This is a genomic window from Desulforamulus aeronauticus DSM 10349 (assembly GCF_900142375.1).
Lineage (GTDB): Bacteria > Bacillota > Desulfotomaculia > Desulfotomaculales > Desulfotomaculaceae > Desulfotomaculum > Desulfotomaculum aeronauticum.
Genome location: NZ_FRAR01000007.1, coordinates 1 through 23,727, shown reverse-complemented (window position 1 = coordinate 23,727; position 23,727 = coordinate 1). Strand labels below are relative to the sequence as shown.

26 protein-coding genes, 1 tRNA gene and 1 pseudogene are annotated in these 23,727 nt (G+C 42.3%); 23 read left to right on the top strand and 5 right to left on the bottom strand.

Features of this window, described 5'->3' with window-relative positions:
- Positions 1-446 precede the first annotated feature (446 nt).
- The 3 genes from BUA78_RS03560 to BUA78_RS20090 form a co-directional block, all read right to left on the bottom strand.
- The gene (locus tag BUA78_RS03560) at positions 447-1,088 is read right to left on the bottom strand and encodes a lactate utilization protein (protein ID WP_072911042.1); all 642 of its coding nucleotides are present in this window, start codon (positions 1,086-1,088) and stop codon (positions 447-449) included.
- 362 nt (positions 1,089-1,450) lie between these two features.
- Complete coding sequence (locus tag BUA78_RS03555) at positions 1,451-1,972, bottom strand: cupin domain-containing protein (RefSeq protein ID WP_084082301.1); 522 nt, start codon at positions 1,970-1,972, stop codon at positions 1,451-1,453.
- Between the two features lie 467 nt (positions 1,973-2,439).
- The gene (locus BUA78_RS20090) at positions 2,440-2,580 is read right to left on the bottom strand and encodes a hypothetical protein (RefSeq protein ID WP_175548960.1); all 141 of its coding nucleotides are present in this window, start codon (positions 2,578-2,580) and stop codon (positions 2,440-2,442) included.
- A 1,126-nt stretch (positions 2,581-3,706) separates the two neighbouring features.
- On the opposite strand from BUA78_RS20090, the gene BUA78_RS03545 reads away from it, so the two are divergent.
- The 9 genes and pseudogenes from BUA78_RS03545 (at position 3,707) to BUA78_RS19850 (ending at position 10,547) form a co-directional block, all read left to right on the top strand.
- Positions 3,707-4,159, top strand: coding sequence for a hypothetical protein (locus BUA78_RS03545; RefSeq protein WP_072911038.1), 453 nt, complete (start codon positions 3,707-3,709; stop codon positions 4,157-4,159).
- A 186-nt stretch (positions 4,160-4,345) separates the two neighbouring features.
- Positions 4,346-4,821 (top strand): annotated as a pseudogene (gene tnpA, locus BUA78_RS03540) (IS200/IS605 family transposase).
- A gap of 162 nt (positions 4,822-4,983) precedes the next feature.
- Entirely contained in the window at positions 4,984-5,244 is a 261-nt protein-coding gene (locus tag BUA78_RS19855) for a hypothetical protein (RefSeq protein ID WP_139257226.1), read from the top strand.
- 81 nt (positions 5,245-5,325) lie between these two features.
- Entirely contained in the window at positions 5,326-5,511 is a 186-nt protein-coding gene (locus BUA78_RS03535) for a hypothetical protein (protein ID WP_072911037.1), read from the top strand.
- Positions 5,504-6,208, top strand: coding sequence for an N-acetylmuramoyl-L-alanine amidase (locus BUA78_RS03530; protein ID WP_072911036.1), 705 nt, complete (start codon positions 5,504-5,506; stop codon positions 6,206-6,208). Before BUA78_RS03535 ends, BUA78_RS03530 begins: the two co-directional genes overlap by 8 nt.
- Positions 6,209-6,341: 133 nt before the next feature.
- Entirely contained in the window at positions 6,342-6,854 is a 513-nt protein-coding gene (locus BUA78_RS03525) for an STM3941 family protein (protein WP_072911035.1), read from the top strand.
- Between the two features lie 154 nt (positions 6,855-7,008).
- Entirely contained in the window at positions 7,009-10,083 is a 3,075-nt protein-coding gene (locus tag BUA78_RS03520; protein WP_072911034.1) for a hypothetical protein, read from the top strand.
- Between the two features lie 12 nt (positions 10,084-10,095).
- A complete protein-coding gene (locus tag BUA78_RS03515; protein ID WP_072911033.1) occupies positions 10,096-10,317 on the top strand; it encodes a hypothetical protein in 222 nt (73 codons plus the stop codon).
- Between the two features lie 20 nt (positions 10,318-10,337).
- Positions 10,338-10,547, top strand: coding sequence for a hypothetical protein (locus BUA78_RS19850; protein ID WP_139257225.1), 210 nt, complete (start codon positions 10,338-10,340; stop codon positions 10,545-10,547).
- A 107-nt stretch (positions 10,548-10,654) separates the two neighbouring features.
- Here BUA78_RS19850 and BUA78_RS20085 read toward each other — a convergent pair.
- Positions 10,655-10,752, bottom strand: a tRNA-Sec gene (locus BUA78_RS20085).
- Positions 10,753-10,884: 132 nt separating this feature from the next.
- Positions 10,885-11,193, bottom strand: a complete 309-nt coding sequence (locus BUA78_RS03510) for a hypothetical protein (protein WP_072911032.1) — start codon at positions 11,191-11,193, stop codon at positions 10,885-10,887.
- Between the two features lie 231 nt (positions 11,194-11,424).
- On the opposite strand from BUA78_RS03510, the gene BUA78_RS03505 reads away from it, so the two are divergent.
- The 14 genes from BUA78_RS03505 to BUA78_RS19845 all read left to right on the top strand — a co-directional run.
- On the top strand, positions 11,425-12,387 hold the full coding sequence (locus tag BUA78_RS03505) for a polyprenyl synthetase family protein (RefSeq protein ID WP_072911031.1): 963 nt from the start codon (positions 11,425-11,427) through the stop codon (positions 12,385-12,387).
- A 12-nt stretch (positions 12,388-12,399) separates the two neighbouring features.
- The gene (locus tag BUA78_RS03500) at positions 12,400-13,032 is read left to right on the top strand and encodes a precorrin-2 dehydrogenase/sirohydrochlorin ferrochelatase family protein (protein WP_072911030.1); all 633 of its coding nucleotides are present in this window, start codon (positions 12,400-12,402) and stop codon (positions 13,030-13,032) included.
- The gene (hemA, locus tag BUA78_RS03495) at positions 13,017-14,396 is read left to right on the top strand and encodes a glutamyl-tRNA reductase (protein ID WP_072911029.1); all 1,380 of its coding nucleotides are present in this window, start codon (positions 13,017-13,019) and stop codon (positions 14,394-14,396) included. The genes BUA78_RS03500 and hemA overlap by 16 nt, the downstream gene beginning before the upstream one ends.
- Entirely contained in the window at positions 14,393-15,322 is a 930-nt protein-coding gene (gene hemC / locus BUA78_RS03490) for a hydroxymethylbilane synthase (protein WP_072911027.1), read from the top strand. Before hemA ends, hemC begins: the two co-directional genes overlap by 4 nt.
- A gap of 5 nt (positions 15,323-15,327) precedes the next feature.
- Positions 15,328-16,854: a uroporphyrinogen-III C-methyltransferase gene (cobA, locus tag BUA78_RS03485; RefSeq protein WP_072911265.1), complete on the top strand. Its 1,527-nt coding sequence runs from the start codon at positions 15,328-15,330 to the stop codon at positions 16,852-16,854.
- Positions 16,855-17,133: 279 nt separating this feature from the next.
- Positions 17,134-18,306 carry a putative heme d1 biosynthesis radical SAM protein NirJ1 gene (nirJ1, locus tag BUA78_RS03480; RefSeq protein WP_072911025.1) on the top strand — a complete coding sequence of 391 codons (1,173 nt, stop codon included), beginning with the start codon at positions 17,134-17,136 and terminating at the stop codon, positions 18,304-18,306.
- 169 nt (positions 18,307-18,475) lie between these two features.
- Positions 18,476-19,456, top strand: coding sequence for a porphobilinogen synthase (gene hemB / locus BUA78_RS03475; RefSeq protein ID WP_072911024.1), 981 nt, complete (start codon positions 18,476-18,478; stop codon positions 19,454-19,456).
- Positions 19,457-19,459: 3 nt separating this feature from the next.
- Entirely contained in the window at positions 19,460-20,452 is a 993-nt protein-coding gene (gene nirJ2 / locus BUA78_RS03470) for a putative heme d1 biosynthesis radical SAM protein NirJ2 (RefSeq protein WP_072911022.1), read from the top strand.
- Positions 20,453-20,926, top strand: coding sequence for a siroheme decarboxylase subunit alpha (ahbA, locus tag BUA78_RS03465; RefSeq protein WP_072911021.1), 474 nt, complete (start codon positions 20,453-20,455; stop codon positions 20,924-20,926).
- Positions 20,927-20,945: 19 nt separating this feature from the next.
- Positions 20,946-21,419 (top strand): siroheme decarboxylase subunit beta, encoded by a 474-nt coding sequence (gene ahbB, locus BUA78_RS03460; protein ID WP_072911019.1) that lies wholly within the window; start codon positions 20,946-20,948, stop codon positions 21,417-21,419.
- Positions 21,420-21,429: 10 nt separating this feature from the next.
- Positions 21,430-22,728 carry a glutamate-1-semialdehyde 2,1-aminomutase gene (hemL, locus tag BUA78_RS03455; protein ID WP_072911018.1) on the top strand — a complete coding sequence of 433 codons (1,299 nt, stop codon included), beginning with the start codon at positions 21,430-21,432 and terminating at the stop codon, positions 22,726-22,728.
- Positions 22,729-22,833: 105 nt separating this feature from the next.
- Positions 22,834-23,106 carry a hypothetical protein gene (locus tag BUA78_RS03450; RefSeq protein ID WP_072911016.1) on the top strand — a complete coding sequence of 91 codons (273 nt, stop codon included), beginning with the start codon at positions 22,834-22,836 and terminating at the stop codon, positions 23,104-23,106.
- The gene (locus BUA78_RS03445; protein WP_072911015.1) at positions 23,103-23,414 is read left to right on the top strand and encodes a YbjQ family protein; all 312 of its coding nucleotides are present in this window, start codon (positions 23,103-23,105) and stop codon (positions 23,412-23,414) included. Before BUA78_RS03450 ends, BUA78_RS03445 begins: the two co-directional genes overlap by 4 nt.
- Before the next feature lie 157 nt (positions 23,415-23,571).
- On the top strand, positions 23,572-23,727 hold a 156-nt coding region (locus tag BUA78_RS19845), incomplete at its 3' end, for a transposase (RefSeq protein ID WP_476580462.1).

Below are 23,727 nucleotides of genomic sequence, written 5' to 3'. Positions count from 1 at the left end.
TTTTTACCAAAGAACGGGGGTCTGAAAAACGGAGGCCGAAAGAAAGGCGGCCTAAAAAAGGGTGGTCTAAAAAACGGACCAAATCCAAATGCCATAAAAATAACCTCCTTTTTTCCATAATATTCATAAATATGTATAATGTGACAGAATGAAAGAAGGAGGTAAGGAAACACTCTAAAAAAATATGAAAAATTTTGTTTAAGTTCCTAAAGATAAATGATAATAAACTCAAGTATGCCTGCCGACTTTTGCAGAAAAAAACACCGCCAATAAAGCGGTGAAACAAGAAGAGGATCTATATTAAACAGAGGATGTTCTGAGTATATCACGGCAATATTAAAGCAATATTAAATTTTTATGGTAAATTATCGAATTTGGTGGTGAATTATGAAAGAAATAATTGTTTGGCATCCTTGGGCCTCCCTTAAATAGCCATCGGGTTAAGGCTAGTAGCCCAGTTCTTTTCCTACAATTATTACTTTGATCCTGTCCTTAATAAATTGTCTCTTTATAGTTACAAAAGAGTTGCAAATTCTTTCTTCACTTTTACAGTCAACACAATATCCCAACGCTACACAGGGTGTTTTCTTGTTGAGTCTTTTTGCATCCAATGGTGCGGCATAATTTCTTACTCTCTTTTCAGCTTCTTCAATGTTCTTAACAATCTTATTAATGCCTGCTATAATTATGACTTGTCTTGGACCGTAAATCATGGGGGCTACTCTACTTCCATTACCATCAATATTAAAAAGTTCTCCTTCCTCAGTTAAAGCGTTGGTACTGGATAAAAACGTATCTGAATTAAAAATAGCCCTATATAATTGATCTTTTTCCTCACGAGTTAGTCCATCTTTGTATTTATCTAAGAAATGGTATTTCCCGTTTCTTAGTAAATCAATAACTCCTGTCTCAAAAAGAGTCATTGAATCACCTACTCCGACAACAGAAGCTTCTTTGATTAGTTCTTTTATTTTGATCAATAGTTCATTTTCATCTTTAACATAAAAACCGAGGATGTTATGCTTTTCTAAATTATTGATGGTTCTTTCTACTTGTTTTTCCCGGTACCATAAAATTGGTATATTCATAGAATGTTAACACTCCTTACAGAAGGTAAATAATAAGATCAAGTGGGAAATGTAAAAACATTATATAATAAATATTTCTTTCCTGCACATTTCATGGAACGGCACATTAAGCTAAAAACATTATTTACACCAACACCGCCAGTGAAACAAATTAGCAATTCCAACACTTAAGGTACTCACAACTAACAGCACAATGTACCGTGGTCCTTTATGAAAAATTTATGATTGTGTCTTACGCTGGATAAAAATTTATTGGATAAAATTTTACCAACGCCCAAAAATAAAAAGACCTCCGAAATTTCGGAAGCCTTGAAATACTAGAGGAGTATATGGGAATTAAGTCTTTTTAGAAATTTCTTTTGTTATGCACGTCTGTGGTGTTCTTCAGCTTCTTCTTTTGTTCTATGAACAGTTCCGAATGGGTGCTCAGGTGGTGCATAAATAGAATATAATTTAAGCGGTACATTGCCTATGTTAATTAGATTGTGCCATTTACCAGCAGGAATAATAATCGCGTAATCATCTTGGACATGTGCTTGACGATCCAACCTGTCCTTGCTATCTCCCATTTGAATAAGTCCTAATCCTTCTTCAATACGTATGAATTGATCAAGGTTGGGGTGCATTTCTAAACCTATGTCTTCTCTCACATTAATGCTCATCAAGGTGAGCTGTAAATAGTCTCCTGTCCATAAAGTCATACGAAAATTATTATTCTGCTTTGTAGCTTCTTCAATGTTAATAGCAAATGGGTGAGGCCCATAATCTATTAATTTAATTGGAGCACTGGCTTGATCTTTATAAGGAATATACTGATTAGGGAAGTGATTCCAATATCCTGGGCTGTACATTGGCATATATGGATAGTAAGGGCAGAGATACATTTTACGAAAATTACCCAAACTGAACACTCCTTTCCTTAAATTTACAATAGTATATGTCTGATATTAAGAAGTGTTCTTATGTTTGAGTTCCGTTGGTTAGTCAGTAGTTTTGTAGTGCATCCATTTCATGCAACACAGGTAAAACAAAAAGCCTCACCCATTAGGACGGATAAAATGTGGACAATCTTAGTTTATCACGGGGATGATAATTTGCCTGGGAGTGGCTAAGATGGGAGAACCTAATTTAAAAGGGGCTACGAAAATAGAGCTTGGCAAATGACTAAGGCGGCTAGTGAAAGTGCGAGAAGATAACTGAAAGAAATAAAATCTCTCTTACATGTTGATAGTGCATCGTTTTGGTCATGGTGGGATAGGACAAGAACGGCCAGTGATGGGGGTTTTTGCATGCAGGGCCTTATGCAGATGGCAGAAAAAGGGCCGCCTCCAAGGCGGCAATATTAATAATACTATTTTTTCTCTGCGATTATCTCTAAGGAGTTTGCCATTCTTTTCATGATACATAAAAACGGAATTGTCATGGCTGCAGAGGCCACGGTCATCATAAATAATCCGCAAAAGCCATGATGCCGATGATATCCATGAAACATAACAACACCTCCCTTGAGTATATTTTGTTCTTTTATAAAAATAAAAATCAGTGAATATCATGGATTAAAAACCATAAAGAGTTAAGCGTCGAAATTTGTATAAAGGGTTAACCTCCTTTTGTGTCGAAGAATGGCGTTAAAGGGGTGATGTTATGGGGTACATAATTATTCTTGGTGTTTTGTCTATTTTTGTTTTTTTAATTGTCTTTATTCTAGGTTTTTTGCTTTGTGAAATGCTTTTCGTAAATAGAATAAACAATTTGTTTATTTTTAAGAAAAAATGGTGTTGTAAAATATTTAGGGGTAACCCGAACACAATATATATGCATCCGACACTAAAAACAATAGTAAAGTTAAAGTTTAAAGATAATTACGGGAGAAAAGCACTCTTTGGCATTAAGCTATTAAGAACATTTAAATTTCTATCCTGTGGGATTGAGTACAAAACTGTAACACATGAAATCATAAAAAAGCTAATTGAAAACAATAATTCTATAGAAATAATACGCATCAAAGAAACAAGGAAAAGAATTTTACGGGAAAAAATTATGATTCTTAATTTTAACAATTTTTTTGATAAGGTCCAATTTTATGAGATTGTATTTAAAAAGAAATTAAACTAGCTATATAGACATTCTTACATATGACAGTTCCAGTGATTTTATTGAAATATAAATAACCATAGAGCCTCCGGGCTCTTTTCTTTTTGACTCTGCGATCAAATGATCTTAAAAAGCTAATAGAAATCAGTCATTCTCCTATGTTGCATGGGCCATGGCTCCTTATGTTGCCCGCACTAAAGGTGGCATTACTATGGATCGTCAAGGATTCAGAACCGAAACATACACCACTCCGTACATTGCTCCTTAGCGGGCCCTAACTGTGATGTTTTTTTGATCTACTGCAAGAGTCATTTACTTCGTTTAAGACTTAAAATGCGAAACAATGCCTAACCAGGGCGTTATTTTATTTTTAATACCTTGCAAAATTGACATATAAAGTAAGTTTAGACATAATGTATCAATATTTATCAAAGGAAATTCATAATTCATGTTGAAACAAAATAATATAAAAATACAAGGAGGTGTTTTGGGGTTAGATAATAAAAATACAAGGGGGTTTTTGTGTGAAATATCGTGGGTTAATAGTTACTGTTGTCTTAATGAGTTTACTGACAGTGTGTGCAACGGCTTTTGGGTATACAAAAAACTCAATTAGCGAAGTTGTACTCATACCTAATTCCGCTCAAAGTGCTGAACTGGGTATTATTACTATTCAGGAGGATGATGCATATCCGACTGATTTGTATGATAATGATATTTTTATTGTTAAGCTACCTGCCGGGGTTTGTTTTGATCAGAGTAAGACCAGTGTAGAAGGTGCTGAATATGAGTTTATAACTAGTACTAGAATGGAAATAACTATTAAAAATACTACCCAATCTGCAGATGAAATTAAAATCTCGCCAGTAATAGATATTCTCCCTGGAGCAGTTCCAGGAGATGTTATAGCAAAAATTGATGCTAGAGATTCGGGAGTAACAGCTTGCGATATGTTGATAGCTAAAATATTGCCATAACAAAACAATTTAATGTAACTTTTTAATAACGCCCTCTGAGGCGTTATTTTTATTGTCTAAAAGAAAACCACCTGCTATGCAGGTGGTACAAAAAAGCTTTAGCTATGAGTAGAAAAACCTACCTCCGCTTGGTAGAATAGTGCAGGTTTAGCCAGCCGCACAATAACCAAAGGAGGTAGGAACCAAATGGATACAGAAAGTTTAGCACATACGCAGTGGAATTGTAAATATCACATAGTATTTGCACCAAAATACAGAAGGCAAGTGATATATGGAAAAATCAAAGAAGATATAGGAAAAATATTGAGGAAATTATGTGAGTACAAGAAAGTAGAAATATTGGAAGCAAATGCCTGTTCAGATCACATTCACATGTTGGTATCTGTACCACCCAAGTTAAGTGTATTAAGTTTCATGGGTTATCTAAAAGGGAAAAGCTCCTTGATGATATTTGATAGCATGCGAATTTAAAGTACAAGTATGGCAGTAGACATTTCTGGTGTAGGGGTTACTATGTCGATACGGTAGGACGCAATAAAAAAGCAATTGAGCAATATATTAAAAAGCAACTACAGGAGGATATTGTTTCGGACCAGATGAGTATAAAAGAGTATATAGACCCGTTTACGGGTGAGCAAGTAGGAAAGAACAATAAAAAATAACCCCTTTAGGGGTGGTTTGTAAAGATATGCGGCTGGCGGATCTCTCAATGAGCCTTAAGGCTCCGCTTAGTACCATGCCCTTATAGGGCTAGAGCAAACCACCCGCTAAGCGGGTGGTCGTGATGCCCGGCTGCTGATGGTGCCGAGTAATGTTACCGGGAAGTGGGGGAGCTGGGAGAAGGTGAAGTCAATGTACTACGGACCGAAATATCTAACGTAGTCAAGCAATTAGAGAAAATAGAAACAACTTTAACTAGGCAGCGAGAAGAGACTCGGGAGGACATTAAACGAATACACGAGCGCTTAGATGCCCAGCGAGATACTGTCACCCGGAAGGAATGCGAAGAGTATCGGGAAAAGTGCTGTGCCCGTCAAGAATCGAAAACGAGAAACAGGACGACAAGATTATTAGCGCACTTTTGACCATGGCAAAGTGGGAGGATTCGGGGCTGGGATTGGTGCTGCTGTGAAGTATTTAGGAAGCTAGGGGAAAGGAATTAAGATATGAATAAGTTTAAGTCTCGTAAGTTTTGGATGGCCGTTGTTGCCGCTGGTGTGGCCATCGGCAATGAAGGGCCGGGGTTAGATTTACCTAAGGAAGCTATCATGACGGTGGCGGGGGTGGCGATATTCTATATTTTAGGTGAGTCCCACGTTGACGCGAATAGGGGAGGGAACACGAATGGTTAAAATAGCCTTAGACCCCGGTCACGGTGGGAAAGACCCAGGGGCCTCCGGTAATAGTTTAATCAAAAAAGACCTCACCCTAGACCTCGCTGGACGAGTATCGCTTAAACTCAAAAACTATGAAGATGTAGAGATTAAGGTAATCAGGATGGATGACCGATACCTTAGCCTAAGTGAAAGGGCAGCCATGGCCAACAAGGAGAAAGCTGACTTTTTCCTCTCGATCCACGTAAACGCCGGAGGTGGAACCGGGTTTGAGAGCTTTGTCTATACTGGGGCCGGCGACAAAACACGGACCCTCCACACCATGATCCATGCCGAAATCCGTAAGTATCTCGATAGTAAAGGTATTACTGACCGAGGTTGTAAGTCAGCTAACTTCCAGGTACTGAGAGAGACAAGCATGCCTGCTATGCTAGTGGAGTGTTTATTTGTTGATAACGTTAGAGACGCTGCCTTACTTAAGCAGGAAGAGACCCTCGACGGCTTTGCCGGGGCGATTGTAGCCGGATTGGTTAGGGCCTTTAGTTTAGTGCCTAAGCAACCAGAGAATGATTTAATTACTGCCGTTAAAACATTGCAGTACTACGGTGTTATTGGTAGCCCTGATTACTGGCTAGCCAACGCCATGTCCGGTAAGCAGGTGGCCGGTGAAAATGCTGCTGCGTTGATTATTAAAATGGCTGCAAAGTTAAGATAAGATTATGGCCCCGGCTTCGGCTGGGGCTTTTTCTGTTTATGCGACATAAAGTAACATTTTATGCGATAGTCATACAATAAACCATGATGATAGTATATAAAGAGAATTAATTCTGATTTCAAGGAGGGGTTTTGTGGAGGATTATTACGGTGAAGACGAGATTAGAATATATCCTCGAAAAAAGGCACTTATTTTTTATACAGTATGTGGGCTAGTATTTGTTGTTGGTTGTATCATAATTATTGGAGATCACAATTACTCTGGCATATTATGTTTATTATTTTTTGGCCCCGCAACAGTCAAATTAGGTTTAACGGCCTTTTCCAAGAAACCACTAATTATCATAAATGATAAGGGCTTCTATCATCAAAATGTTGGTCTAATTAAGTGGGAAGACATCGAACTGGTTCGCACCCATCAAAAGGATAATGATTATACTTCAAATAAATATTTTAGCATCATTGCCAAGGAGTCGTATAGGAGTAGTATGAGTGCTTTAAGAAGAACATTAAGCAATGTAGAATCTTTTTTTGGATACGGAACTTTTAATATACCGGAACACCTTTTTAATATCCCCATAAATGACCTAGCAAGAATGATTCACCAGCGCTATGGTGTTAACATAAGTTTAGAGATTGCGGATTGAGTAAGATATTACCTACTCACCATCACCGAAGTGGCCTTGATAGTGGCCGCCCTAAACCGTTGCCACGCACCGCGATTAATATGTCCTCTTTATGCCCTAGTAGCGACACCGTTACTAGGGTTATTCTTTGTAAAAAAGAATAAGGGGGAAAAAAATGCTTACAATAACACCGAATTTAGGACTTAAAAAGCCACTTGGGAATGAAGTTTTCAATCGGCAGGCGTATAACGAAAACCTAGATTTGATGGATCAAAACGCTGCTAAAAAGATGGTTCTTGATACCCATTTGGCCGACTACACGCAACAAATCAAAACTGACAGTAAACAATCCGTTACCTTGCCTCACGGTCTAAGCGTCCTAAACGCACCCAGGGCGGCACAACTAAAGCCGAAGTTTAAGGGGCGGCAGTTGGTTAACTTGCTGGGCAGGGATGGTAATTGTGAGGATGTGGGGAAGTGGACTACTTGGCAAGTTACGCATGCATTAGACAGTACGAATAAAGTTCACGGAAATAATGGTATTAAAATAACATTAACATCTAGCATAGGAAACATGGGTATGATTGTTCCGTCTACTGTATTGTCTGGTAAATATTATCTGTATATGGCTGAATTAAAAAATGGGAATGCAGTAAAAATTGAAACTGCTGTAAGCGATGTACTACTCGTTCCTGTTGTAAATACTGCATCATTTACTACGGTTTATAGTAAAGTAACTGGTGATTTTTTACTAGGAAAAAGTTTGCAAATACGCGTAACTGGTGTTTCTGGGCAATACGCACATGTAGACGGCATCCGTCTGTACGAAATAAGCCAAGCCGAATATAACGAAATCGACACCCTAACCTCTGCCCAAATCGCAGAACGCTATCCCTATGTTGACTCCTTCCAATGTGTGCAAAACCCTGCATTGAAGGTAGAAGGGGAGAATTTACTGCCACCGTTTAATCAGTGGATGGTACATGCTAATACGAAAGCTAAGGTTTTAGAGCCGTATAAGGTAGAGTTAGACGCTGATAGTGTAGATAATCAAGTTTATATTAATATTAAGGCTATTCCAGGCCAAAAATATAGTTTTAGACTCCCCGAAGGACACAGAGCCAGATTAACATTTAGTGAAATTAAAGAGATTGAACGCATTGTTTATCCGAGATTTTATATTTCTGGTGGTCAATCAATTATTGTGACAACACCGGCTAATGTTAACAATTTGCGTGTGCACTTAACTAACGTAAATGCTATGACAGACAGTGAGTATGAGAATAATCCTACTTTTACAACTGGAAAACTTACTTTCACAAACCCAATGCTCGTCCTTGGCGATAAACTTCCAACGGAATTCAAATCCTACAACCCCTCTCATCTCTACCTCCAAACCCCTCTCTACGAAGGCGAAACATTGGAGGAAATTGACGGTAATTGGGTGCGGACTAAGAAATGGGAGAAGAAGGTGTTGGATGGTTTAGGATATGTGTTTGGTAGCTCACAGACAGGTTTTAAAGCAATAAGCTTAAGCGGTTTTATAAAAGGAAAGGGCTTACCTATAACTATAAAATATGATGGTAAGATATTAAACCCGTGGGCACCAGGAAATCCTATACCAGATCAATGTTGGTTTACGGGTGGTTTTGACGGAATATATCTCACAATCCCAAACACCGACTCCGGCTGGGGCGAAAACTACACCCCGACAGCAGACGAGATTAAAGCGTATTTTAATGGTTGGAAGATGTATCAAAGCGAGGGTGGGGCAACCGTACCTTACAATGGAACAGGTACAAAAACGTGGGCTAAGATATATTGTGGTATTGGTGTAAATTCTTCTGGGGTTGTTAACGGGACACATACTTATATATGCCCAACTGTTATAAATGATCAGGGTTACACACCCTACCAACTACACTACCAACTCGCCACTCCCACCACGGAAGTAGTACCGCATGAAGGCGAACTTGCCTTACATGAAGGTGCGAATCAAGTGGAAGTATTTGAAGGTGTTGTGGTGAGAGAGTTGGCTCAACCATATAATTCAACCAAATGGTATATCAACACTCCAGAAGCTAAATTACACAATAAAGTTATCTCTGTATTAAACGTGTTTAAAAATAATATTTCAGATTTAGGTAATTGGGAATTGTATACTTCAACTGCTTACTCAGACCAAACCGGAATTGGTAGAGCAAGAACATTTGATAATGGAGTTTATGATCCCACCGCCCAATACAGCGTCACCTACCAAGCCATGCCAGAAGAATTTACCGCACCTATGCTAACTGTTGACGCTACCTACGACACCAACATCAAGTCAACTGTAGATACTTTGGTTGACGAGTTGGCTAAAGTTGCTACGGATGTGACGGTAACTGCTAATGCAGCAAAAAAGGCATATGACAGGGCTGAACAGGCTTTTACGCAAGTCGGTGATGGAAAGAATAAAATCGCTACCGCTATTACCGACATGGGGCAAAGTGCATCAGGTAGCGATATATTTGATGTTTTAGCGAGTAAGGTTAGGGATATTTCAAAAGATGCTAATGCGTTAGTTGGGGATGTATTGGCGGGGAAAACATTTTACCAGGGTGGTAGTAAAAAAATAGGGATAATGCCGGACAGGGGAGCATATAACATCACTCCGGGTACTAGTAATAAAGCTATCCCTGCCGGGTATCACAGCGGTGGAGGGGTTGCGTATGGAAACTCTAATTTAGTTCCAGGAAATATCAAAAAAGACGTAAATATTTTTGGGGTTGTTGGTAGCTATCAAGGTGCAGAAATTAAATCTGTTCAGAGGGCTAGGGTTTATATTGGTCTTAGTGATTATGTTTATAGACTACAAATAAATCCTGTTGACATATCGAAGACTATAATTAATGTATACTCAACATCAATCTCGGCAACATATAATGGTGCTATTCTGGGACGGTTAAACTCAGCTTCTGAGGTAGTAGTATCGTCAGGTGATAAGAATATGACTGACGTCGTTATAGAAGTTGTTGAGTTTTATGGTGGTGTATCTGTACAAAGTGGCCTTACTAATGCATCACCGACAGGGAAAAATGTTACTATTGCAACGATTAATATTAATAGAAGCATGATTTTTTGTTCAAACAGAGACAATAGCTATAACACTAAAAATAGAGCATCGGTTTATATCACAGACAGTAACACCATTACTGTTTTTGGTGAAACGAATTTTGAGGTTTCATGGTTTGTTTTAACATTTTTATAGGGAGTGAATTAATTGTTTACTTATGCTCTGCTTAATGAAAATAATATATGTATAGGTTACTCTCATTTGTCTGGTGAAGTAATTGACGAGAAAATGGTTAGAATGAATGACTTTGACGATGAATTATTATATCGTAAATATGTTGATGGTCGATGGTCAGATGAAAAATATGAGACTCAATCAACGGCACTGAACAGCTTAAGGCGGAAAGTTGCCCGCTTGATAAGCAAATAGTTAACTCCAGAGTAACTAACATGATAAAATTACGTATTAGATTTAATAATGGTCGGGGCTTATTGCGCCGGCCATTAATACTGATGTCATGGGGATTAAGCTATGATGACCGTGAACAGTTGCAAACCTTTGGGAGCGGTGGAAATCTAAGAAGAAATGATGCTCTTTCAGATCACCGATGGAAAGAAGAAAAGAGCGTAAGTATGTTAGCGGTTGAAACTGCTATATAATAGAAGGAAATATATGATCAAAATTAATTTGTGAGAAATTCTGTTGGATAAAACTATCCCACACAAAAATAAAAAGACCTCCGAAATCTCGGAAGCCTTAAAAATACTGGCGGGAGTATGTGAGAATCGAACTCACCATGGACAGGAACGCTGCCCAACGACTGGTTTTGAAGACCAGGAGCACCACCAGGCACCATCTACCCCCGTGTAAATCATAGTATGTTTTTAATTTTCGCATTGTGATTATAACATGACATTTGTTCATAGGCAACCTGATTACTATAACATAAAGTAATAATTTCTACTAATTTTGACAAATAACGAAAATTCTGACGGATTAGTTCAGTCTCTTAAATGGGAGCACCTTTCCGCTGCCGGAAGTTTTATCTGTTTTTCTTTGTGTAGTATCTTCCGCGGGGGAATGACAACTGCCACCGCTACACCCGGGACAGCCTTGGTTTAAATTAACTAGCCCAAATTCAAAGGCTGTTCTAAGCATTTCATGGCCAAGCTTCTCTAAATTTGGTTTATAATAAGGATGGGTTTGGCATTCATCAACTTTATCTAGGAACTTAGTAATAAAAAGCCTCATAGTATCTTCACCTAGTGAGTCAATGAGGTCCTTTCTTGGAATAAATCTTCTCATAAATACACCTCTCCCCAATTAAACTCGCTGCTTATTACTAATTTGACATAGTACATCTTTTTCCTGCTTGGATAAGATATTGGTAAAGATGGTAAAATATGAAGTATAGTCGATTCTGCGCAAGATAAGTCATGTTTTGTCTCCTAAGGCAGGAATTATTTAACTCTCGGCGAATAAATACCAGTTATGGTGGTATAAGATACATATCGCAAGTAGGTGACAGATCACAAGATGCTGGATTTTTTTAGTGAGGTAAGAGCCGATCTTGAATTGGCTGAACAACATATTAGAACCATAGTTCAATCCAGAGATCCATTGTTAACCCAAACGTCCATGCACCTGTTGAATGCCGGAGGAAAGCGATTGCGTCCGGCTTTTGCACTTTTGGCTAGTCGTTTTTACAATGATTGCCTGGAGAAGATTTTACCCTTAGCGGTGGCTTTAGAACTAATTCATATGGCTTCACTGGTTCATGATGATGTGGTAGATGATTCCATGATCAGAAGAGGTACTCCTACGGTAAAAGCGAACTGGGGTAACAAGATTTCCATGCATACAGGGGACTACCTTTTTGCTAAATCTCTGGTACTGATATCCCAGTATGAAAATCCGATTATTGCTAAGGTATTGGCAGAAACCAGTGTAAAGATGTGCGAAGGAGAGATTCACCAAATATCCACCTCCTATAGCTCATATCAAAGTTGGCGGGATTATTTTTACCGTATTGAACGTAAAACCGCTCTGCTCATTGCGGCCAGTTGTCAACTGGGGGCAGTGGCAGCGGGGGCGAGAGAAAAGGAGTACAAAGCGCTAAGAAGGTACGGACATCAATTAGGGATGGCCTTTCAGATCACAGACGACATTTTAGATATAGTTGCCGACCAAAGACTACTTGGGAAGCCTATCGGTGGAGATTTGCGGCAGGGTATCATGACCATGCCGGTTATTTATGCACTGGAGAAAAGCACCCGGCGGGAGCGGCTGCGTCAGTTGGTGGAGATTCCTCATAAAACTGATGAGCAGATCCATGAAGCCATTGAATTGATTAAAGAAGCCGGGGGCGTTGAGTTTGCCTTTAATGCTTCGCTTAAGTATTTAGAAAAGGCAAAAAATAATTTGACTCAGTTACCGGATAAGCCAGTGAAGGAGACATTTTATCAAATTGCAGATTTTATTGGGATTAGAAGGTTTTAGAGGTTCGATAGCATGAGTTATCTATATCCTGTTTACTTTAAATTAGATCATAAACTTTGCTTAGTTGTTGGTGGCGGCAGAGTGGCTGAAAGAAAAATAGGTTCATTGTTGGAATGTGGCGCTGTGGTACGGGTGGTGAGCCCTGCGGTGACACCTCTTATCGGGCAATGGAACTGCCAAGAAAAACTGGAACTCCGCCAAAGGGAATACCAACCCAATGATTTGGATGATGCGTTTTTGGTTTTTGCCGCCACCAATCAACCCAAGGTTAACCAAAGAATAGTCAAAGATTGCCAAATGAAAAATTTACCAATCAATGTGGTGGATGACCCAGAGAATTGTAACTTTACGGTTCCCTCGGTCGTTAGACGAGGCAGGTTGTCCATAGCCGTTTCTACAAAAGGAGCTAGCCCTATGCTAGCGGCTAAAATTAGGCGACAGTTGGCAGAGCAGTTTGGGCCTGAATATGGCGAGTTCCTGGAAATTCTAGCAGATCTTCGCCAACGGATATTGTATGAAGTTGAAGAGATAGAAGAGAGACAAGAAATTTTTAAGAAACTGATTGAGTCGGATATCCTAGAGCTTTTAAGGGAAAATAAGCATGGTCAGGTAAAGGAGCGCATTGATAAATGCTTATCGCGGTAATTGGCGTTAACCACCGCACGGCGCCACTGGAAGTGCGGGAAAAGTTAGCATTTCCGGAATGGGGAACCAGTGAATGGCTGAACAAACTTCTGGCATACCCTGGCATTGATGGTTGTACCATTGTTTCTACCTGTAACAGAACAGAGATCTATGTAGCACCAATGGAATTAGATATGGGTATGAGTTCGGTGTGGTCTTTTTTATCCGAGAAATCTGGACTGGATATTTCCGAGATAAAAAACTACACTTTTTGTCACACCCTTTATGATGCGATCCGCCACCTATTTCGAGTGGTATCCGGTCTGGATTCCATGATCTTGGGTGAAACACAAATATTGGGGCAAGTCAAAAAAGCTTATGAGATGGCCCTGGAAGCAAAGTCTACCAACGTAGTACTGAACACATTGTTCCAACAGGCTATCACAACAGGCAAAAGAGTCAGGACAGAAACGGGTATCGACCAAAATCCGGTCTCCATTCCCTATGCTGCGGTAGAATTAGCGAAGCAAAGTTTAGGTTCACTGGATGGTCGTTCGGTTTTGGTAGTTGGAGCTGGGGAAATGAGTGAACTTACGGCAGTAAATCTGGTAGCCAATGGTGTTTCCAGTGTTATCGTGTCCAATCGTTCCTATGATAGGGCTGTGCAACTAGCGGAAAAGTTTGCAGGCAAAGCGGTCAAGTTTGACAGTCTATTTCAATACATGAACCAGGCCGATATTGTTATTTCCAGTACTGCCGCGCGACACTATGTAATTAAGCCAGAGGAAATAGAGAGCGTTATGTTGCAACGGGCTGGCAAGCCTATCATGATGATCGATATTGCTGTGCCGCGGGATATTGACCCACTGGTGCGTAAAATACCCGGAGTTAATCTGTTTGATGTGGACCATTTACAAAATGTGGTGGACGCTAACTTGGAGGAACGGCGCAGGGCCGCGGTGGAGGCAGAAGGGATCATTGAAGAGGAATTAAATGAATTTATGTGTTGGCTCTCTACCAGATTTGTGGTTCCTACCATCACTGCCTTAAAAAAGCTGGGTGAAGAGATTAAGCAGCGGGAATTGCACCGGGCCTTTAATCGTTTAGGCGATTTAAATGAACGAGAAAGAAAAATTATTAGTTCTTTAGCAAGCTCCATTGTCAATCAATTGCTGCATAATCCGGTTATCAATTTAAAACAATATGCTCTTTCACCGGAAGGTCATTTATATACAGAGATTACCCAGAATATATTTAATCTAGAAGTTAAAGGACAACACTGTAAGGATAAAGGATTAGCCCCGGAACAAAGAAAAAAAGTTGCTTCCTGCTCTGGAGGCCATGTCAGTTGGGAGCAAACAACGAATTATAGGGAGGTACCATGAGACGCAACATTATTGTTGGAAGCAGGGATAGTGCTCTGGCGCTCTGGCAGACCCGTTGGGTAATGGAACAATTACAGAAACAACACCCGGAACTTACCTTCGAACTTGTTACCATGAAGACCAAGGGTGACAAAATGTTGGATGTGGCCCTAGCTAAAATCGGGGATAAGGGTTTGTTTACCAAGGAACTGGAATTCGCTATGCAGCAAAGGGAAATTGATTTTGCTGTACATAGTTTAAAGGATATGCCTACCGCTTTGCCAGAGGGTTTAACCATAGGCGCTGTTTGCAAAAGGGATAATCCTGGTGATGCTCTTATTTCTAAAGATGGACGGAAGCTGGATCAACTTCCTCAAGGAGCCAGAATCGGCACCTCTTCACTACGTCGCTGTGCCCAACTGCTGCATTATCGCCCGGATTTTCAACTGCAATCCTTACGGGGCAATTTAAATACACGCTTGAAAAAGCTTGCGTCCGAACAGCTAGACGCGATCATTCTAGCTGCTGCTGGAGTTATGCGTATGGGTTGGGAAGATATGATCGCAGAGATTATTCCCTTTAACGTTTGTTTACCCGCTGTTGGCCAAGGAGCCATTGCGGTGGAGTGCCGAGCCGAGGATGAAGAGGTGAGGACACTTTTACAGGGAATTGAGCATACCGAGACAAGGGCTGCTACCGATGCAGAAAGAGCCCTGCTGCGGCATTTAGAAGGTGGGTGTCAAGTTCCCATCGGGGCCTTTGGAGAAGTAGTAAATAAAAAGCTATCTCTAACAGCTATCGTTGCCAATCTGGATGGTAGTCAAGTGCTTCGGGCACAGGGAGAGGCACCTGTAGAGCAAGCTAAAGAGTTAGGCATTGATGTAGCCGAAAAGTTACTCGCCTTAGGCGGTAAAAGAATATTGGAACAAGTAAGGTCAGGGGAATGATGATGATGGCAAAGGGTATTGTTTATTTAGTTGGAGCAGGCCCGGGAGATCCGGGGTTAATTACGGTAAAAGGATTACAGTGCATTCGTCAGGCAGATGTTGTGGTTTACGATCGCTTGGCCAGTCCAAGACTTCTGGCTCATGCCCGGCCAGAAGCAGAATTAATCTATGTGGGCAAATCCCCGGATCGTCATGCCATGGTGCAGGATGAAATCAATCAACTGCTGGTGGATAAGGCTAAGGAAGGCAAGGTCGTGACCCGGTTAAAAGGGGGGGACCCCTTTGTTTTTGGACGTGGTGGAGAAGAAGCCGAACTATTAGTAGAAAACGGTCTTCCCTTTGAGGTTGTACCGGGAATTACCTCAGCTATTTCAGTTCCAGCCTATGCTGGGATTCCGGTTACCCATCGGGGCTATACCTCAACCTTTGCCATTGTTACCGGCAATGAAGATCCTACCAAGGATGATTCCAGCATTGCCTGGGATAAAATCGCCACCGGGGCAGGGACACTACTATTTCTTATGGGTATGGGGAATCTACCTGGTATTTGCGCCAGACTTATCGAATACGGTCGTTCACCGCAAACACCAGTGGCCTTAATTCGTTGGGGCACCAGACCGGAACAGCGGACCCTCACCGGAACTTTGGACGATATTTGTCAAAAGGCCACCGCAGCTGGTTTTAAGAATCCGGCTGTCATTGTGGTAGGAGAGGTTGTCAACTTACGAGATAAACTAGCCTGGTTTGAGAACAGGCCACTTTTTGGTAAACGCATCATCGTAACCCGCTCCAGAGAGCAAGCCAGTGTTCTCTCTTCCGCCATTGAAGCCTTGGGTGGTGAGCCGTGGGAATTCCCCACCATTTCAATTGTTCCCCCAGAGGATTTCACAGCACTGGATAGTGCCATTAACGATGTACGCTCCTACCGCTGGTTGATATTTACCAGTGTCAATGGGGTGAAAATGTTCTTTGACCGTATGCGTAAGAATCGAAAGGATATTCGGGATCTCAGCGATGTTCGGCTGTGTGCTATTGGTCCCCGTACCAGAGAAGAACTAGAGCAAAGGGGTCTATTGGTAGATTATGTTCCTGGGGAATACAGAGCGGAAGAAATTGTCGAGGGATTAAAAGGGAAAGTATTACCCGGTGATCGGGTATTATTGCCCCGGGCAGACATTGCTCGCAAAATGTTGCCCCAGGCCCTTGAAGAAATGGGTGCCATTGTGCAGGATGTGGTAGCCTATCACACGGTTCTTGGTGATGGTGATGCTACCGCTATTCGAGAAGCCCTAGCCGATGGAACCATTAATGTGGTTACATTTACCAGTTCTTCCACTGTTCGAAATTTTGTTAAACTAGTAGGAGAGGGCACCGCTCCTGAGCTTTTGGCTAAGACTTCGGTAGCCAGTATCGGTCCCATTACCTCTACTACAGCTAGAGAACTGGGGTTACGGGTTGATATAGAAGCTAAAGAATATACAATTGATGGCTTAGTTCAAGCTATTATGGATCACTTCGGTAGAGAAGTGTAGGTAGAAAAACTTGGCTTGTGCCAAGTCTTTAGATGTCGGCAGAAGCCTAGTTTGCCCTTATGCATGTCGGAAAGTTTATACTTTCCGACATGCTAGCAAAGCCCCGGTCGGGAAATGTTAGCTTTCCCGACCGGATTAAAATTTACACTTTAGAAAGTATAAAAATTCTATTGAAAAAAGTATAAGAAAAACTAAGGCTTTCGCCTGCGTCTAGAGACATGGCGTACCCTAAAGGGCATAAACAAGCCAAGTTTTTCTAATAGAAAAGAGGGAGCTTTTATGATCGGTGTTAGTAAATTGCTTTGCGGTACCCAAAATTATGGTGACTCCCTCCGCTATGCCCACGGTACCCAGGGGCAGGTTCATGGGGCGGTGGCTGGTCATGGACCAGTAGTGGTATGGAATTCTACTCGCACCTGTAATCTGAAGTGTCGTCACTGTTATTCGGAGTCTGATAGCAAAAAGTATAAAGAGCTTAGTACAGAGGAAGCTAAACGCTTTATCGATGACCTAGCGGAATTTAATGTACCGGTTTTACTGTTTTCCGGTGGGGAACCACTGGTCAGACCGGACTTCTTTGAACTGGCGGAGTATACCAAACAAAAGGGTATTCGCACCACCATTTCTACCAATGGCACTCTTATTACTCCCGAGGTGGCACAGCGACTAAAAAATATTGGCGTTGGCTATGTGGGAATCAGCTTGGACGGTATCGGTGAGGTAAATGACCGTTTCCGTGGCAAACAAGGTTCCTTTGAAGCAGCTTTGGCCGGTATTCGCAACTGTCTGGCGGTAGATCAACGGGTGGGTTTGCGTTTTACCATTAACCGTCATAATTATAAAGAACTGAACGAAATCTTTGATTTAATTGAAAAAGAGAATATTCCCCGGGTGTGCTTTTACCATTTGGTGTATTCCGGACGAGGTAGCGAGATGATTAAGGAAGATATTTCCCCGGAAGAAAGCCGGGCGGTTCTAGACTTGATCATGGAACGCACCATGGATTTCCAACGTCGGGGTATTGATAAAGAAATTTTAACGGTAGATAACCATGCGGATGCCATTTATATTTATTTAAAACTGTTAAAAGAAGATCCCGAGCGAGCCCGCCAGGTGTTAGAATTACTAGCCCGTAATGGGGGTAACCGTACCGGTATCGCCATCGGCGAGGTGGATTGGGAAGGGAATGTACATGCTGATCAATTTACCCGTAACCACCGGTTTGGCAATGTACGGGAACGCAAATTTGGTGACATCTGGACAGACTTAAGTCATCCTATTTTGGCGGGTCTGAAAGACCGCAAGCCTTTGCTGAAGGGACGCTGTGCTAAATGCCAATGGCTGGGTCTGTGCAACGGTAATTTCCGTGCCAGGGCAGAAGCCGTTCATGGAGATTTCTGGGCGGAAGATCCGGCCTGTTATTTGACCGATGAGGAGATTGGAATTCGGTAGCATTTTGCCATCAGCCTTTGGCTTGATTAGAAAATCAATGAGATTGGATACAAATTTCTAATTCCTATAGAATTAATATATATATCGTATATAGAAAATCTGAGCATCAAGAAACTAAAGCCAACGGCTAATGGCCAAAGGCTAAAGGCAATTCCTGGAGGTGTTCAACTTGCCAACATTCCCTAACATCCGCCACCGAAGACTGAGACTTAACGAACGTGTCCGGCGGTTGGTAAGAGAAAACCACCTGTCGGTGGATGATCTGATTTACCCTGTGTTTGCCACCTTTGGGCAAGGTGTGCGCCGGGAAGTAAGCAGCATGCCGGGTGTTTATAATGTATCTATTGATTTGTTGCTTGAAGAAATAAAAACAGTAGAAGAACTAGGTATACCTGGCATTATTGTTTTTGGTGTGCCCGAGGAAAAGGACGAGGTAGGAACCGGAGCTTATCACCCGGAGGGCATTGTGCAGCAGGCGGTACGCGCTATTAAGAAAGAGTTTCCCGAACTCCTGGTTATTACTGATGTTTGCCTGTGTGAGTATACTAGCCATGGACATTGTGGCCTAATTAATAATCATACAGTGGACAATGACGCTACCTTGGAACTCCTGGCAGAAACAGCTCTCTCCCATGCCCGGGCAGGGGCAGATATGGTAGCCCCTTCGGATATGATGGATGGCCGAGTGGCTGCCATTCGGGCACGGTTAGACGCAGAAGGTTTTACCGATGTGCCTATTATGGCCTATTCAGCCAAGTATTCATCTTCTTATTACGGTCCCTTCCGGGAGGCGGCAGGTTCTACTCCTCAATTTGGTGATCGTAAAACCTATCAAATGGACTACGCCAATGGAGATGAAGCCATACGGGAGACTGCACAGGACATCAAAGAAGGTGCAGATATTGTGATGGTAAAGCCAGCTTTGGCTTATCTGGATATTATTCGCCGGATTAAAGAAGAATTTGGTTATCCGGTGGCTGCCTATAATGTCAGTGGCGAGTACTCCTTGGTAAAGGCTGCAGCCAAGCAAGGATGGATTGACGAGAGAAGCTTGGTTTTGGAGACCCTAACTGGTTTTAAAAGAGCCGGTGCAGATATTATTATTACCTATCATGCCCTGGAGGTGGCTCGCTGGTTGAGGGAGGTTTAAACGATGATTATTTCCTGGAATACCACTAATGCCTGTAATTTATATTGTGCCCACTGTTACCGGGACTCTGGTATTCAGGCAGAAGATGAATTAACCACGGAACAAGGTAAGAAACTAATCGATGAAATTGCTCAGGCTGGTTTTAAAATTATGATCTTCAGCGGTGGCGAGCCGCTTATGCGCCCGGACATCTATGAACTGGTGGCCCATGCCAAATCCCGGGGATTGCGGCCGGTCTTTGGTAGTAATGGTACGCTCATTACGCCGGAAGTGGCACGCAAACTAAAGGAAGCGGGCGTTATGGCTATCGGTATCAGTCTGGATAGTGTGGACCCGGAAAAGCATAACAAATTTAGGGCTCAGGAGAATTGCTGGCAGGCAGCCATTGATGGCATGCGCAACTGTCGGCAGGCCGGGTTACCCTTTCAAATCCACACTACCGTTATGGATTGGAACTACGATGAGGTGGAAGAACTAACAGACCTGGCGATCCGAGAGGGGGCCATGGCTCATCATGTGTTCTTTCTAGTGCCTACGGGACGGGCGGTGAATATTGAGCAGGAATCGCTACGAGCTGAACAGTATGAAAGTCTGCTCCGCAGGATTATGGAAAAACAAAAGCAGGTTGACATTGAACTAAAGCCCACCTGTGCACCGCAGTTTATGCGGATTGCCAAGCAAATGGGAGTGGATACTCGCTTTCAGCGGGGCTGCTTAGCTGGGACTGCCTACTGTATCATTAGCCCTAAGGGAGATGTTCAACCCTGTGCTTACATGAATGTGCCTCTGGGTAATGTTAAGGAAACTTCCTTTGTGGACATCTGGCAGAACAACCCGGTTCTTCAGGAGCTACGTACCCTGGATTATAAAGGGGGCTGTGGTACCTGCGGCTTTAAAAAAATCTGTGGTGGCTGTCGCGCCAGAGCGCATTATTATCACGGGGATTATATGGCGGAGGAACCCTGGTGCCTTTACCATGGACGAAAGGGGTATTAGATGGATCAAATCGATAGGCGTTTGCTAAACTTAATCCAAGCCGAAGTGCCCCTTTGTCCAGAGCCTTATAAAGTTTTAGCAGAAAACCTGGGGATTACCGAACAAGAGGTACTCGATCGCTTGGCAAGACTTATGCAACAGGATATTATCCGTCGTTTAGGCGGTGTATTTGACTCTCGCAAATTGGGTTATAAGGGAACCCTTTGCGCCATCAAGGTACCGCCAGACCGGATTGATGAAGTGGCTACGGTAATCAATGATTATATTGGCATTACCCATAATTATTTGCGGGAAGACGAATACAATATGTGGTTTACCATTCTAGCCCAGTCTCCGGATAAAGTACAGCAAATTTTAACTGAAATTAAAGATAAGACAGGGATTGAGGACATTATTAATCTTCCTTCCCAAAAGCACTTTAAGGTGCTGGTCAATTTTAAGGTCAGAGAAGATCATAAAGAATCGGAAGATTAAATGTTTGGTGAGGGAGAATATGAAATTAAGCGAACTGGATAAACAGATCGTCATGGAATTGCAGTCGGGTTTGCCTCTGGTCAGCAGACCCTTTGAGGCATTGGCCCGTCGTTTAAAGATCACGGAAGAAGAGTTTATCACCAGAGTTCACGCCATTCAGCAGGCGGGTATTATGCGGCGTATTGGGGCTGCGCTGCGGCACCGGCGGGTTGGCTATACGGCCAATGCCATGATTGTCTGGCAGATTCCCGAGGATAAAATTGATGTAGTGGGTGAGCAGTTCTTCCACTTACCGGAAATTACCCATTGCTACCAACGGGTGTCGCTTCCCCAGTGGCCCTATAACTTTTACACCATGGTGCATGGGCACAGTCGTGAAGAGTGCCAGCGGATTGCCGAAAGACTGGCTCAAATAGCAGGCATAAATAGTTATCGTATCCTTTACAGTGTAGCAGAATTAAAGAAAAGTAGTATGAAGTATTTCATGGATTAGGAGGTTTCCTATGGCTCCCAATTATCAGAAATCCAAAGAAATGTTTGAACAAGCTCAGATGCTTATTCCCGGGGGTGTTAACAGCCCGGTGCGAGCCTTTCAATCAGTAGGTCTTACCCCTCCCTTTGTGGCCAAAGCCAATGGTGCACGGTTGTGGGATGTGGATGGTAATGAATATATTGATTATGTTTGCTCTTGGGGGCCTCTTATTCTTGGTCACCGCCACCCGGCAGTTATTCACGCTATTCAGCGTTGTCTGGAAAGGGGCACCACCTATGGTGCACCAACTGATCTGGAACTAATCCTGGCCCAAATGGTGGTAGAGGCACTGCCCTCGGTAGAAATGGTCCGGATGGTTAATTCCGGCACCGAGGCCACGATGAGTGCCCTGCGTTTGGCCAGAGCCTATACTAACCGTAGTAAAATTATAAAATTTGAAGGTAATTACCATGGACATCATGATTCTCTGCTCATTAAGACTGGTTCCGGTGCCTTAACCCATGGTGTACCTACCAGTCCCGGTGTACCGGAAAATATTGCTAGCAGTACCATTAATGGCAGATACAATGACCTGGAACTACTGGAAAAAATCTTTACTGAAGTGGGTTCTGAAGTTGCTGCAGTGATTGTGGAACCCATGGCCGGCAATATGGGTGTGGTTCCTCCGGCAGAGGGATTTCTGCAGGGGATTCGTAACCTTTGTAATCAGTACGGTGCTTTGTTAATTTTTGATGAGGTGATTACCGGCTTTCGCTTAAGCTATGGTGGGGCGCAATCCTACTATAATATTATGCCGGATTTAACCTGCCTGGGTAAAATCATCGGCGGCGGACTGCCCGTTGGAGCCTATGGTGGAAGAAAAGAAATTATGCAAATGGTTTCTCCGGCAGGCCCTGTGTATCAGGCTGGAACCCTTTCCGGCAACCCCTTGGCCATGACCGCGGGTATTGCTACCCTGGAACAGTTACAACAGCCCGGTGTCTACCAGGAATTAGACCGTAAATCTGCCTTGCTGGCCCAGGGTATGAGTCAGGCAGCTAAAGCGGCCGGCGTGGAAGTATTCTTTAATCGAGTACAATCCCTACAGTGTTGCTTCTTTACTAAACATCAAGTGAACGACTTTGCCAGTGCTTCCACTTCAGATACCAAGCGTTATGCAGTATTCTTTAGAAGTATGCTGGATCAGGGTATTTACCTGGCTCCGGCTCAGTTTGAGGCGGCCTTTGTTTCCACCGCTCATACCGAAAATGATATTGAACGTACTGTAGAAGCCGCTTTTAACGCTTTTAAAGCAGTTGCCCAAAGCTAAGAGAATAGCTAAAGGACAGGTTTAGTATGCCTGTCCTTTTTTTGTGAGGCAGCAGGAAAATAATAGAAATAAGGAGAATAGCTTGCCTAATACCAGGGGGGAGATATGGTGCTGGGAGAAGCTGTTACATTGACCACTGCTTTTTTGGTTAACCTACCGTTGGGGAGATGGCGGGAAAAAACTCGCAAGTTTTCACCCGCTTGGTTTATGGCCGTGCACTTATCAATACCGCTCATCATTGGGCTGCGACATCACTTTCATTTAGCACTGTCTATCATCCCCTTTACCATTGGCAGTGCCGTACTGGGCCAACTTTTAGGTGCCAGTAAAATTACTATTTTCTATCTAGGAAAATACCGAAGGAGGACAGGGGTATGATTATTACAACGACATCTGTTATTGAAGGAAAACCTGTTAGAAATTATTACGGTTTAGTTACCGGTGAGGCTATTATGGGGGCTAACATTGTGAGGGATCTTTTTGCCAGCATTACTGATGTAGTGGGGGGCAGGAGCGGGGCTTATGAGAGTAAACTGGCCCATGCCAGGGAGATAGCGGTGGAAGAAATGATAGAACAAGCCCGCCGGATGGGTGCCAATGCCATTGTAGGAGTGGACCTGGACTATGAAGTCATTCGTGAAGGTATGTTAATGGTAAGTGCCAGCGGTACAGCAGTTACCATATAAAAAGGTAAGCACGGGTTTCCCGTGCTTACCTCAGGCTGTTGAGAAAGCCAATGATAGTAGATATTTAAAGATAAGTAGTCCTAAACCATGAAAATCAAAGGTTTAGGGCTTTTTTTATGATATAATGGAAGAAAATGCAAGATTGTAGGTGGTAAAAATACTAACCTCAAATGACAAGACTCAAAGCAGTTTTGAATTTGTTTGTATTGAAGAATTAGTTCCTCAAAACCATTTACTACGAAAGATAGATAAGTACATAGATTTTTCGTTTATTAGAGAAAAAGTGCAGCCTTATTATTGTTCTGATAATGGT